Raw genomic sequence first — 15,469 nt, 5'->3', positions numbered from 1 at the left:
CGTTCCGGGTGGTCTCGAACTCACACGACGTTCATCGAAAGCGCGCTCTCGCGATAGTGGTTCGCGGCCTTCCCGCTGTCGCCCAGTTGCTCGTGCAGGCGCGCGAGCGCGCGATGCGAGCGGATCTTGAGCGGCTCGTTGCGGGTCGCATCCGCCGACTTGAGCGCCGCCTCGAGGAACGACTGCGCCTTGCCCCAGAGCTGCTGCTTCAGGCACAGGCGCCCCAGCGCGAACAGCAGGTCGCCGTCTTCGGGGCGGTCCTTGCGCCACGCCTCCGCCTTCTGGATGAGCGGCAACGCGTCGCTGCCCGAAGTGTCCGGATAGCGGCGCAGGAGGCGCGCGTCCCAGTTCTGCGCCAGCGCCTCTTCGACGATCTTGCGCGCGTCGTTCTGGCGATCGAGCGCGATCAGCAGTTCGGCGGCGCAGTCGGCCAGACGCGGCGAATGACGCTCGACGGGCGAGAGCGCGTGCCACAGTTCCAGCAGCGCATCGGCATTGTGACGGCGGTCGCGCAGAAGGTTCTCCGCCGCAAGCTGGCGCAGCCGCACGGCCACGGCCGGGTGCAGCGCCTCGCGCTTTTCCAGCGTCTTCACGAGCTTGAGCACTTCGCTCCAGTTCTTCAGTTGCTGCTGCGCGCGCAGCGCGATCTGCTGCGCGTGAATGCGGCGGCCGCCCTGCGTGCGCATTTCGGTGAGCGCAGCGAGTGCGCCGTCGGCGTCGCGGCCGTCGGCCCGCATGTCGGCGGTCGCCATGAGGCGCGCTTCCTGCAGTTCGGGATCTTCGACCTGGCCGAGCCACTCGTCGCGGCGCGCGTATTCATGGAGGCGGTGCGCGGCGCTCGCGGCAATGAGGCCCGCGGCGCCCTGGTTCTTCTCTTCGGCGAGCGAGTCGCGCGCGGCCTTCTCGGCGCGCGAGAAGCGGCCCGCGTAGAGATTGCCCACCGCGTCGCGCAGCGCCGCATTCGCCTTCTCCGTGCGCATGCGGGCGCGGTAGGCCGCCACGCGGCGCGGCATGGTCACGACGTTGCGCACGAAGCGCAGGATCGCGTAGAGCAGCAGGAAGGCCACCACCACGCCGACGATGAAGAGGTTCAGCGACACATCCACGCGGTAGGGCGGATAGACGAACACCACCTGCCCGGCGTCGAAGCGCCCTACCGTTGCAAGCGCAACGGCAATGACGAACAGGATGGCAAGCCACAGGAGTCCACGGATCGCCATGTCTTACCCCCGGCTCCGGTACTGCTGGATGGCCTGCAGGCTCGTGTCGAGGTTCGGCAGCGCAACGGCCGTCGAACCCGCGCTCACCTCCTTCACCAGATCGCGCACGGCCTGGGTTTGTTTCGACGCGTTGTCGAAGTAGCGCGCGAGCGCGGCATCGGCGGCGGCAAGGTCGGACTTGAGCGTGCCCTCGTTGCGCGAGAGCAGCGAGAGGCGCGCCGAAAGCAGCCGCAGCTTCACGTTCTCGCGCACGAAGTAGCCTTCGTCGGGCGAGATCAGCATGGCGTCGGCGTTGTCGATGCGGCGCACCTGCACGAGGCTCGTGATCTGCTGGCCGATGCCCGCGGCAACGGTCTGGAGCCACGCCTTCCAGCGCGGCTCGTGCTGGGCGGCGGCGGTCTGCGCGACGTCGGCGGGCGTGGCCGCCTGCGGCTTCGTATGCGCGACGATGGCCTCGCCCGCGAGCGGCAGCGAGTCGATCTGGGCCAGCGCCGTGTCGAGCTTGATGGCAAGACCCGTGAGGTCGGTGGAGGGTGCGGCCTTCAGCTTGTCGATGTCCTGGGCGACGGCCTTGCGCACGGCCAGCGCCTGCGGGCTGTCGGAGGCCGCGAGACGCGTGTCGGCGCTTTGCAGCGCGAAGAGCGCGAGCTGCGTGTTGCCCGTGAGCTGGAGCTGCTCGCTCGCGCTCGAAAGCATCTGGCCGACTTCGGCGAGCGTCCAGTCGTCGCGGTTCTTCGCGAGGTCGGCGTATTGCTGCGCGAGAGCCTGCTGCGAGGTCTGCGCGTCGGCAATCTTGCCTTCGAGCTGGGCGATCTGCTTGTCGAGCTGCTGGCCGCCTGCGATGGCTTCGTCGGCGCGCGCGCGCAGCGCGGCGGTCTGCTGGTCGGCGGCCTGCTGGCGCTGCACCAGTTGCTGATCGACGCGGTCGAGCTTGCGATTCAGCACGTAGCCGCCCGCCCCCGCTCCCGCCGCGACCAGCACCACCACGAGCCAGAGCAGCGCCGTGCCCGCGCCGCCGCGCCGCGCCGGCGCCGGCGAGAGCGGCCCCGGGGCGGCATACGTCGGCCGCGAAGACGCGGAGGCCGCGGAGGCCGCGGAGGCCGACGACGCCGATGACGCGCCCGCGGACGCGGTGTGCTGCTGTGCAACGTTGCTGGAATCGTTCGAATCAGTCATGCGTGGTTGTGCCGGCGCCGGGGCCGGAGTGTTCTGAACCGGTTGAACAACGGAAGAAGCGAGGCCAAGCAGCGTCTCGACGATGCGCTCGTCGCCCGCGCCGGACACCGTAATCCTATCAAAACCCACTCCCCGGGCCGTTTCGGCGATGCGCGGGTGCGGCGCGACGAGCGGCGCGTGGTGCAGTTCGGCGATCTCGCCGGCCGTGAGGTGCTCGCGCGCAAGCGCGTCGAGATTGCGCACGCCCTCGGAACTCGTGACGAGCCAGGCATGCGGCGCCCCGGCGAGCAGCGTATGAACGCGCGCCCAGGCGGCGATGGACGGCTCCGGCGCGACGCGCCGGTAGGCCGCCACGGCCTCCACTTCGGCGCCCGCTTCGCGCAGGCGGTCGGCGAGCCACTCGCGGCCGCCGTCGCCGCGCACGATCAGCACGCGCTTGCCCGCGAGCGCGTCGGGGCCCAGTTCGGTTTCGAGCGCCGCGTAGAGCGATTCGGAGTCGAAGCGCGCGGGTTCCTCGTCGGCGGCGCCGGCCGGGCTGATCACGCGATGAGCGGGCGATGCGACGCCGTGGCGCGCGAGCGCCGCCACGCTGGCGGGGCCGACCACGGCCACGGGCAGCGCATGCGGCCAGATCGACGAGATCGGGCCGTAGACGGCGAAGGCGCGATCGACGGCATTGGGCGACACGAACACGACGAGCGCGTAGCGGTCGAGCGCCGAGAGCGCCTCGCGCAAGAGGGCGTCGTCGCGGACCGCTTCGATCGAGATCAGCGGGAAGTCGAACGTGGCGATGCCGCGCGCGGCCAGTTGGCTGCCGAGCGTGCCGGATTGACCGGAAGGTCGGGTAATGACGACGGTGAACGGTGCGCCAGCGCCGGGCGCCGCGGCGCGAGCCTCGCCGGGGCCGCCCCCGGGCCCGCCCCATTCGTCAGGCTGGGCGTGGGCGCGCGGGCGCGGTTGCAGGGGGCCTGTCATGGCGCCGAAGCCGGGCCCGAGCCCGTGCCGGTGGTTGTGCCGCTCGCGCGCGGCGCGGGCGCGGTGTTGGGGCCATTGGGGCCGTCGGCGTGGGCCGCATCGGCGAGCGCCCGCACGATGTCGAGCGCGCCCTGCGCGATCAGCGCGTCGGCCACGCCGCGGCCCAGCGCGAGCGCTTCTGCCACGCTCGCGGGCCGTGCGGCGCCTTCGGCGCGCAGCACGCGGCTCGCGTCGGGCGTGGCGACGATGCCGCGCAGCTCCAGCGCCCCGTCGTGCCACTGCGCATAGGCCGCGAGCGGCACCGAGCAACTGCCGCCCAGCGCGCGCGACACCATGCGCTCGGCTTCCACGGCGTTCGCCGTCGCTGCGTCGTGCAGCGGCGCAAGCCATGCGGCAAGGTCGGCGCGGTCCGCGCGAATCTCGATGCCGAGGGCACCCTGCCCCGCCGCCGGCAGGCTGTCCTCGGGCTCGATGAGCGCGCGGATGCGCGCCGCGAGACCCAGGCGCATCAAGCCTGCCGCCGCGAGAATGATGGCCGCGTAGTCGCCGCGGTCGAGCTTGGCCAGCCGCGTATCGAGGTTGCCGCGCAGCGGCTTCACGACCAGTTGCGGATAGCGCGCGCGGATCATCGCTTCGCGGCGCAGGCTCGACGTGCCCACCACGCTGCCCGGCGGCAGTACGGCGAGCGAGTCGTAGTCGTTGGAGACGAAGGCGTCGCGCGGGTCCTCTCGCTCCAGAATGGCCGTCAGCGCGAAGCCTTCGGGCAACTCCATGGGCACGTCCTTGAGCGAATGCACGGCGAGATCGGCGCGCCCTTCCTCCAGCGCCTGCTCGAGCTCCTTCACGAAGAGCCCCTTGCCGCCCACCTTCGAAAGCGTGCGATCGAGAATTTGATCGCCGCGCGTCGTCATTCCGACGATTTTCACGTCGCAGGATGGATATAATTTGTGCAGCGCAGCTTGCACATGCTCGGCCTGCCACATCGCAAGGCGGCTCTCACGCGAAGCGATAACCAGCGTGCGGGGGGGGGCCGGCATGGGCGCGGATAACGTCTCGGAGTTCATGGCAAGGACATCGAATGACGGGATCGAAAAACAGAATCGGATAACGGGGAATGTTAGCACGCGCCCCTTTTGCGGCTGGCCCCGCGGGCGCCGGATGCGCGCGGCGCGTGCGGCCTCCCCGGCGTCCTCCCTGTGACGCCCTGTTAATCTGCGCAGTTGGTCCTGGCAGTTGATCTTCGTAGTTGGCCATCGTCGTGCCGGCTGAACCGAGGCCCCTCGCCCGGTAGCACCAGCCACCCGTTCCAGGTTGCACCCGCAGTAGCGACCCCGGCGCCACGCCCGGGCTCGTGCATCAGGCAGTCTCTAGATTATTGATCGACTCATCCCTGGCAAGCCTTGAGGAACCCATCGTGAAGTCTTCCGGATCGGCGCGCGCAGAGCGCCGCAGCAACGCATCGCAAAACACTGCTTCTTCGGCTCAGAACGCCACGGCCACGCAGGCCAGGCCGGCAAAAGCGACAAAAGTCACGACAAAAGTCACGACGAAAGCCACGACGAAGACCGCACGAACCGCGCAAGCCGCTCTGGCGGCAACGGCGAACCCGGCGGCCACCACGAAGAAGACGGTCAAAGCGACGAAGGCGGCCACAGCAGCCGCGAGCCCGGTAACGAAGACCTCGAACGCCAAAGCCGCACCTGCCGGGAAGTCCACCAAGTCCGCCAGGTCCGCGAAGCCCGGGAAGTCCGCCAACGCTGCGGCAGCCTCGCGCACCGCCCGCACGCGCGACGACAAGGACAAGCCGCTCTTCGACGACATCCGTTTCCTCGGACGCCTGCTCGGCGACGTGCTGCGCGAGCAGGAAGGCGACGCCGTGTTCGACGTGGTGGAAACGATCCGCCAGACGGCCGTGCGCTTTCGCCGCGAGGACGACAACGCGGCGGCGCTCGCGCTCGACAAGCAGTTGCGCGCGCTCTCGCCCGAGCAGACCGTGAGCGTCGTGCGCGCCTTCAGCTACTTCTCGCATCTCGCGAATATTGCCGAAGACCGCCACCGCAACCGCCGCCACCGCATCCACGACCTCGCCGGCTCGGTGCCGCAGGCCGGCACCGTCGCGCATTCGCTCGAACGCCTCGCCCAGGCGGGCGCGGCCGCCACGCCGGTGCTCCAGCAGTTCTTCAACGACGCGCTGATCGTGCCCGTGCTCACGGCGCACCCGACCGAAGTGCAGCGCAAGAGCATTCTCGACGCGCAGCACGACATCGCGCGCCTGCTCGCCGAACGCGACCAGCCGCTCACGCAGCGCGAGCGCGCGCAGAACGAGTCGCTCCTCGGCGCCCGCGTGACCTCGCTGTGGCAAACGCGCATGCTGCGCGATGCGCGCCTCACGGTCGGCGATGAAATCGAGAACGCGCTTTCGTACTACCACACGACCTTCCTCACCGAGATCCCGGCGCTGTACGGCGAGATCGAAACGGTGCTCAAGGAGCACGGCCTTTCGGCGCGCCTGCCCGCGTTCCTCCAGATGGGCAGCTGGATCGGCGGCGACCGCGACGGCAACCCGAACGTCACCGCGGAAACGCTCGAAGCCGCAAGCGAGCGCCAGGCCGTCGTGATCTTCGAGCATTACCTCGAAGAAGTGCACAAGCTGGGCGCGGAACTCTCGGTGTCGAACCTGCTCGCGGGCGGCAGCGCCGAGCTGAAGGCGCTGGCCGCGGCCTCGCCCGACCAGTCGCCGCACCGCGTGGACGAACCGTACCGGCGCGCGCTGATCGGCATCTATACGCGCCTCGCGGCGAGCGCGCGCGTGCGCCTCGGCGAAGGCGTGGTTTCCGTGCGCCGCGCGGGCCGGGGCGCAGCGCCGGTGCGCGCGCAGCCCTATGAAGACGCCGCGGAATTCTCGCGCGATCTGCACGTTCTGATGGACTCGCTCGCCGAGCATCACGGCGGCTCGCTCGCCACGCCGCGGCTCGCCCCGCTCCTGCGCGCCGTGGAAGTGTTCGGCTTCCACCTCGCGAGCATCGACCTGCGCCAGAGCTCGGACATTCACGAAGCCGTGATCGCCGAACTGCTCGCGCGTGCGGGCGTCGAAGCCAATTACGCCGGGCTGTCGGAAGAAGACAAGCAGATCGCGTTGCTCGCGCAGCTTGCCGACCCGCGCACGCTGCGCTCGCCCTACCTCGAATACTCCGACCTCGTGAAGAGCGAGCTGGGCGTGCTGGAGATGGCCCGCGTCACGCGCGAGAAGTTCGGCGCGCGTTCGGTGCGCAACTACATCATCTCGCACACCGAAACGGTTTCCGACCTGCTCGAAGTGATGCTGCTACAGAAGGAAACGGGCCTCTTCACGGGACGCCTCGGCCACGCCGACGAACCCGCGCGGGCCGGCCTCATGGTGATCCCGCTCTTCGAGACGATCCCCGACTTGCGCAACGCGCCGAACATCATGCGCGATCTGCTCGCGCTGCCGGGCATCGACAGCCTCGTCGAACATCAGGGCAACGAGCAGGAAATCATGCTCGGCTACTCGGACAGCAACAAGGACGGCGGCTTCCTCACCTCGAACTGGGAGCTCTACCGCGCGGAACTCGCGCTCGTCGCGCTGTTCCGCGAGCGCGGCATCACGCTGCGCCTGTTCCACGGCCGCGGCGGCACGGTGGGCCGCGGCGGCGGCCCGACCTACAACGCGATCCTCTCGCAGCCGCCCGGCACGGTGGACGGCCAGATCCGCCTCACCGAACAGGGCGAGGTGATTGCGAGCAAGTTCGGCAACCCCGAGATCGGCCGGCGCAACCTCGAAACCGTGGTCGCCGCGACGCTCGAAGCCACGCTGCTGCCCGAGGACCACGCGGGCAACTCGCCGCAGCAACTGGCCGCCTTCGAAGAGACGATGCAGGCGCTCTCCGACACGGCCATGGCCGCCTACCGCTCGCTCGTGTACGAAACGCCCGGCTTCACGGACTACTTCTTCGCCTCGACGCCGATCACCGAAATTGCCGAACTCAACATCGGCAGCCGCCCGGCCTCGCGCAAGCTGCAGGACCCGAAGAACCGCAAGATCGACGATCTGCGCGCGATTCCGTGGGGCTTTTCGTGGGGCCAGTGCCGGCTGCTGCTCACGGGCTGGTATGGCTTCGGCAGCGCGGTGGCGTCGTATCTCGACGAAGCGGGCAGCGACGCCGAACGCGCGCGGCGCCTCGCGCTCTTCCGCAAGATGTACAAGAGCTGGCCGTTCTTCTCGAACCTGCTCTCGAACATGGACATGACGCTCGCGAAGACCGACCTCGCGGTGGCCTCGCGCTACGCCCAGCTCGTCGCCGACAAAAAGCTGCGCAAGCACGTGTTCGAGCGCATCGTGGCCGAATGGGAGCGCACGACCAAGGTGCTGGGCGAAATCACGGGATCGAGCGACCGCCTCGCCGACAACCCGCTGCTCGCGCGCTCGATCAAGAACCGCTTCCCGTATCTCGATCCGCTCAATCACTTGCAGGTGGAGCTCATCAAGCGCTATCGCGCTGGCGACCCGAGCCCGCGCGTGCGGCGCGGCATCCATCTGACGATCAACGGGATCGCGGCGGGACTGCGCAATACGGGCTGAGCCCTCGCGCTGCGCCCGCCGGCAAACGGCGTCATGCCCTCGCGGGCACGACGCCGTTTTTTTCGTCCTTCGCAGGCGGAGGGCGGCGCGCTCAGTCGCGGCGCGTCGCCTCGATCATCAGCGCGTCGAGCTTGAACGAGCCATCGTTCTGCACATCGAAGTATTGGCGCACCTCGTCGGGCGCGCTCGCCCACATCGAGCGGATGGCCGTCACGCGCTCCGCCGGCGTGCGCATGCGCGCGACCCACGAATCGAAGTCGATGCCGATGCGCCAGCGCTCGCTCACCTTCGCGTCGAACCCTGCCGCATCGAGCATCGCGAGCCACTCGTCGGCGCGGTAGTCGCGAATGTGCGAGGCGTCGCGCAGGACTTCGACGGCCTGGATGTGCGTGTCGTAAAGCGGATCGTCGATGCCCGCGATGTCGATGAACTTGAGGCGCCCGCCCGGCTTGAGCACGCGATGCACCTCGGCGAGCGCCTTCGGCACGTCGCGCCAGTGGTGCGCACTCATGCGGCTCACGGCCCAGTTGAAGCTCGCGTCGGCGAACGGCAGGGTTTCGGCGGCGCCCTGCTGCGTGCGGACGGTGGCAAGGCCCCGCTCCTTTACGGCGGCTTCGACCGTGGCGAGCATCGGCGCGGCGATGTCGTAGGCCACGACTTCGCGCACGTGCGGAGCCACCGCGAAGCTCGCGTGGCCCGCGCCGCAGCCCATGTCCAGCACGCTCGCGTTGCCGCAGGTGGCCGCGAAGGTGGCGGCGAGGTTCTCCAGATCCGCGCCGCTCGCGTGGACCTGGCTCGTGAGATAAGCGGCGGCGGTCGATCCGAATGCGTCGGCAACCTGGTCATGGTGCTTCATGGCGTGCTCCTTTTATGCCTGTGGTGTGGCTCGCGCCGCACGCGTGGGGTTCGCGCGGCGCGGTTCGTTCGTCTGGGTCGTCTGGTGAGTTTCGTTTGTTTCGTTCGTGCAGATGGCGCGGCCCGTTCGCGACGCCAGCCGCTACAATAGAACCCGTTCTGTACCAGTACAAGATAAGCAGATATTCTGGTATTAACAGCACCAGAACCCGCACCCCTCCCGCATCCATGACTCTCGACCCCGCCGAATCCGGCTCCGCCCGCCCGCTCGACGCCACGCCCGCGCAGGCGCTGGGCGACTTCATCCGCGCCCACCGCGAACGCCTCTCGCCGCAGGCCGTGGGCCTGCCGCCGGGCCCGCGCCGCCGCACGCCGGGGCTGCGGCGCGAGGAAGTCGCGCAACTGTGCGGCGTGAGCCCGACCTGGTACACGTGGATCGAGCAGGGGCGGTCCGTCTCGGCCTCGGCGGACGCGCTCGCGCGCATCGCCGTGGCGCTGCAGCTCTCGCGCGCCGAACGCGCCTATCTGTTCGAACTCGCCGCCCAGCGCGACCCCGCCGAGCCCGACGTGGCGGCCACCGCCGACGCCCCCGCTACCCTGCTGCAAACCGTGCAGCTTGTCGATGCGCCCGCCTACGTGCTCGACCGCCAGTGGACGGCGCTCGCCTGGAACACCCACGCGACGGACCTGTTCACGGGCTGGCTCGACGGCGCGCACGACCGCAACCTGCTGCGCTTCACGTTCACCGAGCCGAGCGGCCGCGACCTGATCGTCGATTGGGAAACGCGGGCCCGGCGCCTCGCAGCCGAATTCCGCGCCGACTCGATCCGGCACCTGAACGACGCCCCCACGCGCGCGCTGATCGACGCGCTCACCGCCGCCAGCGACGATTTCGCGCGCTTCTGGGGCTCGCAGGACGTATTCGAGCGCGAGGGCGGCCGGCGCGAGTTCAACCATCCGCGCCACGGCCGCATCGCGTACGACCAGATCACCTTCAAGCCCGCGCACCGCGAGGACCTGAAGCTGGTGGTGCTGGTGCGGCTTTGAGCGGCGCGTGCCGGGCATCGGCCGCGCGGCACGCCGGGCCGCCCGGCCGCCGGGCCCGCCAATGGTAAAATCGACACCTTTCCCCGCCGTGCGCCGTCCCACCGGAAAGGCTGCGCGGCACGCCTTCTCACCTCGTTCGCGCCCATCACCATGACGTCCCAACTGCACAAAAAAGGCGAAGCCTGGTCGGCTCGCTTCTCCGAACCCATGTCGGAGCTGGTCAAACGCTATACGTCGTCGGTTTTCTTCGACAAGCGCCTCGGGCTCGTCGATATCGAGGGGTCGCTCGCGCATGCCGCCATGCTGGCCGCGCAGAAGATCATCGCCGCCGACGACCTCGCGGCCATCCAGCGCGGGATGGCGCAGATCAAGGGTGAGATCGAGCGCGGCGAGTTCGAGTGGCAGCTCGACCTCGAGGACGTGCACCTGAACATCGAGGCGCGCCTCACCGCGCTGATCGGCGACGCCGGCAAGCGCCTGCACACGGGCCGCTCGCGCAACGACCAGGTGGCGACCGACATCCGCCTGTGGCTGCGCGGCGAGATCGACCGCATCGGCACGCTGCTGGGCGACCTGCGCCGCGCGCTGCTCGATCTCGCGGACCAGCACGCGGGCACGATCATGCCGGGCTTCACCCACCTGCAGGTGGCGCAGCCGGTGACGTTCGGCCATCACCTGCTCGCCTACGTGGAGATGTTCACGCGCGACGCCGAACGCATGGCCGACTGCCGCAAGCGCGTGAACCGCCTGCCGCTGGGCGCGGCGGCGCTCGCGGGCACGAGCTACCCCATCGACCGCCACGCCGTGGCGAAGACGCTCGGCTTCGACGGCATCTGCGCAAACTCGCTCGACGCCGTGTCCGACCGCGACTTCGCGATCGAATTCACCGCGGCGGCCGCACTCGTGATGACGCACGTCTCGCGCTTCTCGGAAGAACTGGTGCTGTGGATGAGCCCGCGCGTGGGCTTCATCGACCTGGCCGACCGCTTCTGCACGGGCTCGTCGATCATGCCGCAGAAAAAGAACCCGGACGTGCCCGAGCTCGCGCGCGGCAAGACCGGCCGCGTGAACGGCCATCTGATGGGGCTGCTCACGCTGATGAAGGGCCAGCCGCTCGCGTACAACAAGGACAACCAGGAAGACAAGGAACCGCTCTTCGACACCGTCGATACGGTGGCGGACACGCTGCGCATCTTCGCGGAGATGGTGGCGGGCATCACGGTCAAGGCCGAGGCGATGCGCGCGGCGGCGCTGCAGGGCTTCTCGACGGCGACCGATCTCGCCGACTACCTCGTGAAGAAGGGCCTGCCGTTCCGCGACGCGCACGAAGCGGTGGCGCACGCGGTGCGCATCTGCGTGGACCGCAACTGCGATCTGGCCGACCTCACGCTCGACGAAATGCGCCGCGAACTGCCGGCCGTCTCGCACCTGCTGGGCGAGGACGTGTTCGAAGTGCTGACGCTCGAAGGCTCGGTCTCGGCGCGTAATCATCCGGGCGGCACCGCGCCCGAGCAGGTGCGTGCAGCCATCGCCGCCGCGCGCGCCGCGCTCAGCTAACGCCACGGGGCACGCCGCAAGGCGTGCCCTGCCCCTCGCGCGCCCATGATTATCCGCCCCCACCTCAACTGGTTCCGCATGCTGCTCGCGTGGCGCGGATCGGTGCTGCCGCAGTTGCTGCCGCGGCTTTTCATCGTGCTGTGCCTCTCGATCGTCGCGGTGGCGTCGCACGACCACATCCTCAAGGTCACGGTCAATCTGAGCACCGTGCCGTTCTCGCTGATCGGCATCGCGCTCGCGGTGTTCCTCGGCTTTCGCAACAACGCGAGCTACGACCGCTACTGGGAAGGACGCAAGCTCTGGGGCCAGTTGCTCAACGACACGCGCTCGCTCACGCGCGAAGCGCTGACCCTGCCGAACGGTGCGCAGAACGATAAGCGCGTCGCCGTGCGCGCGCGCGAACTCGTGCAGATCCTCAGCGCGCTGCCCCACGCGCTGCGCCATCAGTTGCGCCGCACCGACGCGCAAAGCGACCTCGCGCGCATCCTGCCGCCCGCGCTCCTCGAGCGCGTGATGGCTTCGCGCTTTCGCCCCATGACGCTCGTGCTGTGCGCTTCGGAATGGGTGCGCGAGGAGGCGCGCGAAAGCCGCCTCGACGGCTACGCCGTGCTCGCATTCGAGCGCAATCTGAACGGACTGTCGGATGTGATCGGCGGCTGCGAGCGCATTGCCTCGACGCCGCTGCCGTTCGCCTATACGGTGATGATCCACCGCACCGTCTACTTCTTCTGCGCGCTGCTGCCGTTCGGTCTCGTCGATAGCATCGGCGCGCTCACGCCCGTCTTTGCCGTGTTCGTCGCCTATGCGTTCATGGCGCACGAAGCCATCGCTTCGCAGATCGAAGATCCGTTCGGCACCGAGGACAACGACCTCGCGCTCAACGCGATGTCCACCTATATCGGGGTCGCGTTGCACGACCTCCTCGGCGATCCGACGACGCTGCCCACGCACGCGCCAGAAGAATTCATCATCGACTGAACGGCGCGCGCGGCTGCCGCACCGCGCTTGGCCGTCATCAGCGGTTCCCCACCGTCTCCGAAAGCCGCTTGAGCGTGGCGAGCCGCGCGCCCAGCAAGTCGAGGCGCGCGTGTTCGTCGACGAGCGGCGTGGTCGCGTCGCGATAGGCGCGCCACGTGGACTGCGCGCGCACGAGCGTGGCCCGCGAGTGCTTCGGCATGCGCGCGTAGAACTTGCGGTAGTAGCGGTTGAGGTCGTAGCGCACGTGCTCGCAGCGCGCGTCGGCCGAGCATGCCCGCACGGGCGGCGCGTCCTGCCGTGCGGCGTTCGCCGCTTCGAGCCGCAGCGCGAGCGCGCGGTCGCGCACCGGCTGCAGCCGCATGTCCGCTTCGTAGATCTGATAGGACGACGAACCGTTCGTGCTCGCGAACGCGGCGGCGAGCATCGTGTCCTCGGCGTCGCGCCACGCCACCCAGCGCTGCTGGCTCAGTTGCCAGCGCTTTTGCTGCGCGGGCGGCAGCTTCGCGAGCAACGCGTTGAGCGCCGCGTCGGCGGCGCCGCGCCAGGCGTTGCGCGCCTCGTCCATGCACTGCACCTGCCCCGCCGTCGACGAGCGGTCCGCGCGCGCGAGACACGCGCGCATGCCCGAATCGATCGGGTCGGCCGCCGCCACTTCCGCGTGGGCCGGGCCCGCGAAAAGAAGCCACGCCGCCATCAGCGACGCAGCGCCCCATCGGCCCGCACGCATCGTCCTGCCGCCTCTCATTGCGATCAGTCGCGCACGCAATCGACGAAATACTCGATGCGCCCGTTGATCATCTCGCCCACCAGACCGTGGATGTCCGTGTGGAAGCCCGGGAAGCGCTCGTTGAACTCGCGCGCGAACTTCAGGTAATTCACGATCGTCTTGTTGAAGCGCTCGCCCGGAATCAGGAGCGGAATGCCCGGCGGGTACGGCGTGAGCAGGATCGACGTCACGCGGCCTTCGAGTTCGTCGATGGGCACGCGGTCCACCTCGCGGTGCGCGAGCTTCGCGAACGCGTCGGACGGCTTCATGGCGGGCTCCATGTCCGAGAGGTACATCTCGGTCGTGAGGCGCGCGATGTCGTTGGCGCGATAGACGCTGTGGATCTGCTGGCACAGGTCGCGCAGGCCCACGCGCTCGTACATCGGATGCTGCGCGACGAATTCGGGCAGCACGCGCCAGAGCGGCTGGTTGTTGTCGTAGTCGTCCTTGAACTGCTGGAGTTCGGTGACCATCGAGTTCCAGCGGCCCTTCGTGATGCCGATCGTGAACATGATGAAGAACGAGTAGAGGCCCGTCTTCTCCACGATGATGCCGTGCTCGGCCAGATACTTTGTGACGATCGCGGCCGGAATGCCGGTCTCGCCGAATTCGCCGTCCACGTCGAGGCCCGGGGTGATGATCGTGGCCTTGATCGGGTCGAGCATGTTGAAGTTTTCCGCCAGCGCGCCGAAGCCGTGCCAGTGGTCGTTCGGGCGCAGCATCCAGTCTTCGCGCGAGCCGATGCCTTCTTCGGCCAGTTCGTCCGGGCCCCAGACCTGGAAGAACCAGTCGTCGCCGTATTCGGCATCGACCTTGCGCATGGCGCGGCGGAAGTCGAGCGCCTCGGCAATCGACTCTTCCACCAGCGCCGGGCCGCCCGGCGCTTCCATCATCGCCGCGGCCACGTCGCACGACGCGATGATCGCGTACTGCGGGCTCGTGGAGGTGTGCATCAGATACGCTTCGTTGAAGCGGTGGCGGTCGAACGCGCTGTCCTCCGAATCCTGCACGACGATCTGCGAAGCCTGCGAGATGCCGGCGAGGAGCTTGTGCGTGGAGTGCGTCGCGAACACGAGCGCCTTGGTGCGCGGCCGGCCCGCGCCGATCGCGTGCATGTCCTGGTAGAACGCGTGGAACTCGGCGTGCGGCAGCCAGGCTTCGTCGAAATGCAGCGTGTCGAGCATGTCGCCGAGCAGGTCCTTGATCATCTCGACGTTGTAGATCACGCCGTCGTAGGTGCTCTGCGTGATCGTGAGAATGCGCGGCTTGAGATTCGGGTTCTTCGCGAGCGCCTCGCGCGCGAACGGATTCGCGAGGATCTTCTTGCGGATGTTTTCCGGCTTGAACTCCTCGCGCGGAATCGGCCCGATGATGCCGAAGTTGTTGCGCGTGGGCGTGAGGAACACGGGGATCGCGCCCGTCATCGTGATCGCGTGCAGGATCGACTTGTGGCAGTTGCGGTCCACCAGCACGATGTCGCCCGGCGCGACCGTGGCGTGCCAGACGATCTTGTTCGACGTGGACGTGCCGTTGGTCACGAAGAACACGTGGTCGGCGCTGAAAATGCGCGCCGCGTTGCGCTCCGAGGCCGCCACGGGGCCGGTGTGGTCGAGCAGCTGGCCGAGTTCGTCCACGGCGTTGCAGACGTCCGCGCGCAGCATGTTCTCGCCGAAGAACTGATGGAACATCTGGCCAAGCGGGTTCTTCAGGAACGCCACGCCGCCCGAGTGGCCCGGGCAGTGCCACGAGTAGGAGCCTTCGTCGGCGTACTTCACGAGCTCCTTGAAGAACGGCGGCGCCAGCGCGTCGAGGTACACCTTCGCCTCGCGGATGATATGGCGCGCGACGAACTCCGGCGTGTCCTCGAACATGTGGATGAAGCCGTGCAGCTCGCGCAGGATGTCGTTGGGCAGGTGGCGCGAGGTGCGCGTTTCGCCGTACAGGAAGATCGGGATGTCCGCGTTGCGCTTGCGCACCGCCTCCACGAACGCGCGCAGCGCGATGATGGCCGGCGCGTGCGCGGGCGCGGCCTCGTCGCTGCCTTCCAGGTAGGGCAGCAGCTCGTCGTCGTCGATCGAGAGGATGAAGCAGGCCGCGCGGCTCGACTGCTGCGCGAACGAGGTGAGGTCGCCGTAGCTCGTCAGCCCGAGGACTTCGGCGCCCTCTTTCTCGATGGCTTCGGCGAGCGCCCGGATGCCGGAACCCGAGATGTTCTCGGAGCGAAAGTCTTCGTCGATGATGACGACGGGAAAACGAAACTTCATGGGCGAATCTCCAAAAGAAACGACCGCTGCA

Annotated in this window: 10 protein-coding genes; 4 read left to right on the top strand and 6 right to left on the bottom strand. The window is 68.8% G+C overall.

All coding sequences use genetic code 11. The features are described 5' to 3' along the window. Positions 1–20: 20 nt before the first annotated feature. The 3 genes from BFE01S_RS14390 to hemC are packed head-to-tail and all read right to left on the bottom strand — an operon-like array spanning position 21 to position 4,435. Positions 21–1,220, bottom strand: coding sequence for a heme biosynthesis protein HemY (locus BFE01S_RS14390; RefSeq protein WP_028226124.1), 1,200 nt, complete (start codon positions 1,218–1,220; stop codon positions 21–23). Positions 1,221–1,223: 3 nt separating this feature from the next. Beyond that, the gene (hemDX, locus tag BFE01S_RS14385) at positions 1,224–3,371 is read right to left on the bottom strand and encodes a fused uroporphyrinogen-III synthase HemD/membrane protein HemX (protein WP_084169839.1); all 2,148 of its coding nucleotides are present in this window, start codon (positions 3,369–3,371) and stop codon (positions 1,224–1,226) included. Beyond that, the gene (hemC, locus tag BFE01S_RS14380) at positions 3,368–4,435 is read right to left on the bottom strand and encodes a hydroxymethylbilane synthase (RefSeq protein WP_028226122.1); all 1,068 of its coding nucleotides are present in this window, start codon (positions 4,433–4,435) and stop codon (positions 3,368–3,370) included. Before hemC ends, hemDX begins: the two co-directional genes overlap by 4 nt. A 524-nt stretch (positions 4,436–4,959) precedes the next feature. Here hemC and ppc point away from each other — a divergent pair. Next, complete coding sequence (ppc, locus tag BFE01S_RS14375) at positions 4,960–7,971, top strand: phosphoenolpyruvate carboxylase (RefSeq protein WP_407668215.1); 3,012 nt, start codon at positions 4,960–4,962, stop codon at positions 7,969–7,971. A gap of 91 nt (positions 7,972–8,062) precedes the next feature. On the opposite strand, the gene BFE01S_RS14370 is transcribed toward ppc, so the two are convergent. Next, entirely contained in the window at positions 8,063–8,827 is a 765-nt protein-coding gene (locus tag BFE01S_RS14370; protein WP_028226120.1) for a class I SAM-dependent methyltransferase, read from the bottom strand. 227 nt (positions 8,828–9,054) lie between these two features. On the opposite strand from BFE01S_RS14370, the gene BFE01S_RS14365 reads away from it, so the two are divergent. The 3 genes from BFE01S_RS14365 (at position 9,055) to BFE01S_RS14355 (ending at position 12,408) form a co-directional block, all read left to right on the top strand. Continuing rightward, complete coding sequence (locus tag BFE01S_RS14365; RefSeq protein WP_028226119.1) at positions 9,055–9,873, top strand: helix-turn-helix transcriptional regulator; 819 nt, start codon at positions 9,055–9,057, stop codon at positions 9,871–9,873. Positions 9,874–10,023: 150 nt separating this feature from the next. Beyond that, positions 10,024–11,430, top strand: coding sequence for an argininosuccinate lyase (gene argH, locus BFE01S_RS14360; protein ID WP_028226118.1), 1,407 nt, complete (start codon positions 10,024–10,026; stop codon positions 11,428–11,430). 45 nt (positions 11,431–11,475) lie between these two features. Continuing rightward, on the top strand, positions 11,476–12,408 hold the full coding sequence (locus BFE01S_RS14355) for a bestrophin family protein (protein WP_028226117.1): 933 nt from the start codon (positions 11,476–11,478) through the stop codon (positions 12,406–12,408). A 37-nt stretch (positions 12,409–12,445) separates the two neighbouring features. Here BFE01S_RS14355 and BFE01S_RS14350 read toward each other — a convergent pair whose 3' ends face one another. Together BFE01S_RS14350 and BFE01S_RS14345 are read right to left on the bottom strand one after the other, a co-directional pair. Continuing rightward, positions 12,446–13,135 (bottom strand): lysozyme inhibitor LprI family protein, encoded by a 690-nt coding sequence (locus tag BFE01S_RS14350; RefSeq protein WP_042337664.1) that lies wholly within the window; start codon positions 13,133–13,135, stop codon positions 12,446–12,448. 23 nt (positions 13,136–13,158) lie between these two features. Then, the gene (locus BFE01S_RS14345) at positions 13,159–15,438 is read right to left on the bottom strand and encodes an arginine/lysine/ornithine decarboxylase (RefSeq protein ID WP_028226115.1); all 2,280 of its coding nucleotides are present in this window, start codon (positions 15,436–15,438) and stop codon (positions 13,159–13,161) included. Positions 15,439–15,469: the final 31 nt, after the last annotated feature.

This window comes from Paraburkholderia ferrariae NBRC 106233 (genome assembly GCF_000685035.1).
Lineage (GTDB): Bacteria > Pseudomonadota > Gammaproteobacteria > Burkholderiales > Burkholderiaceae > Paraburkholderia > Paraburkholderia ferrariae.
This window is presented reverse-complemented; position numbering and strand designations above follow the sequence as displayed.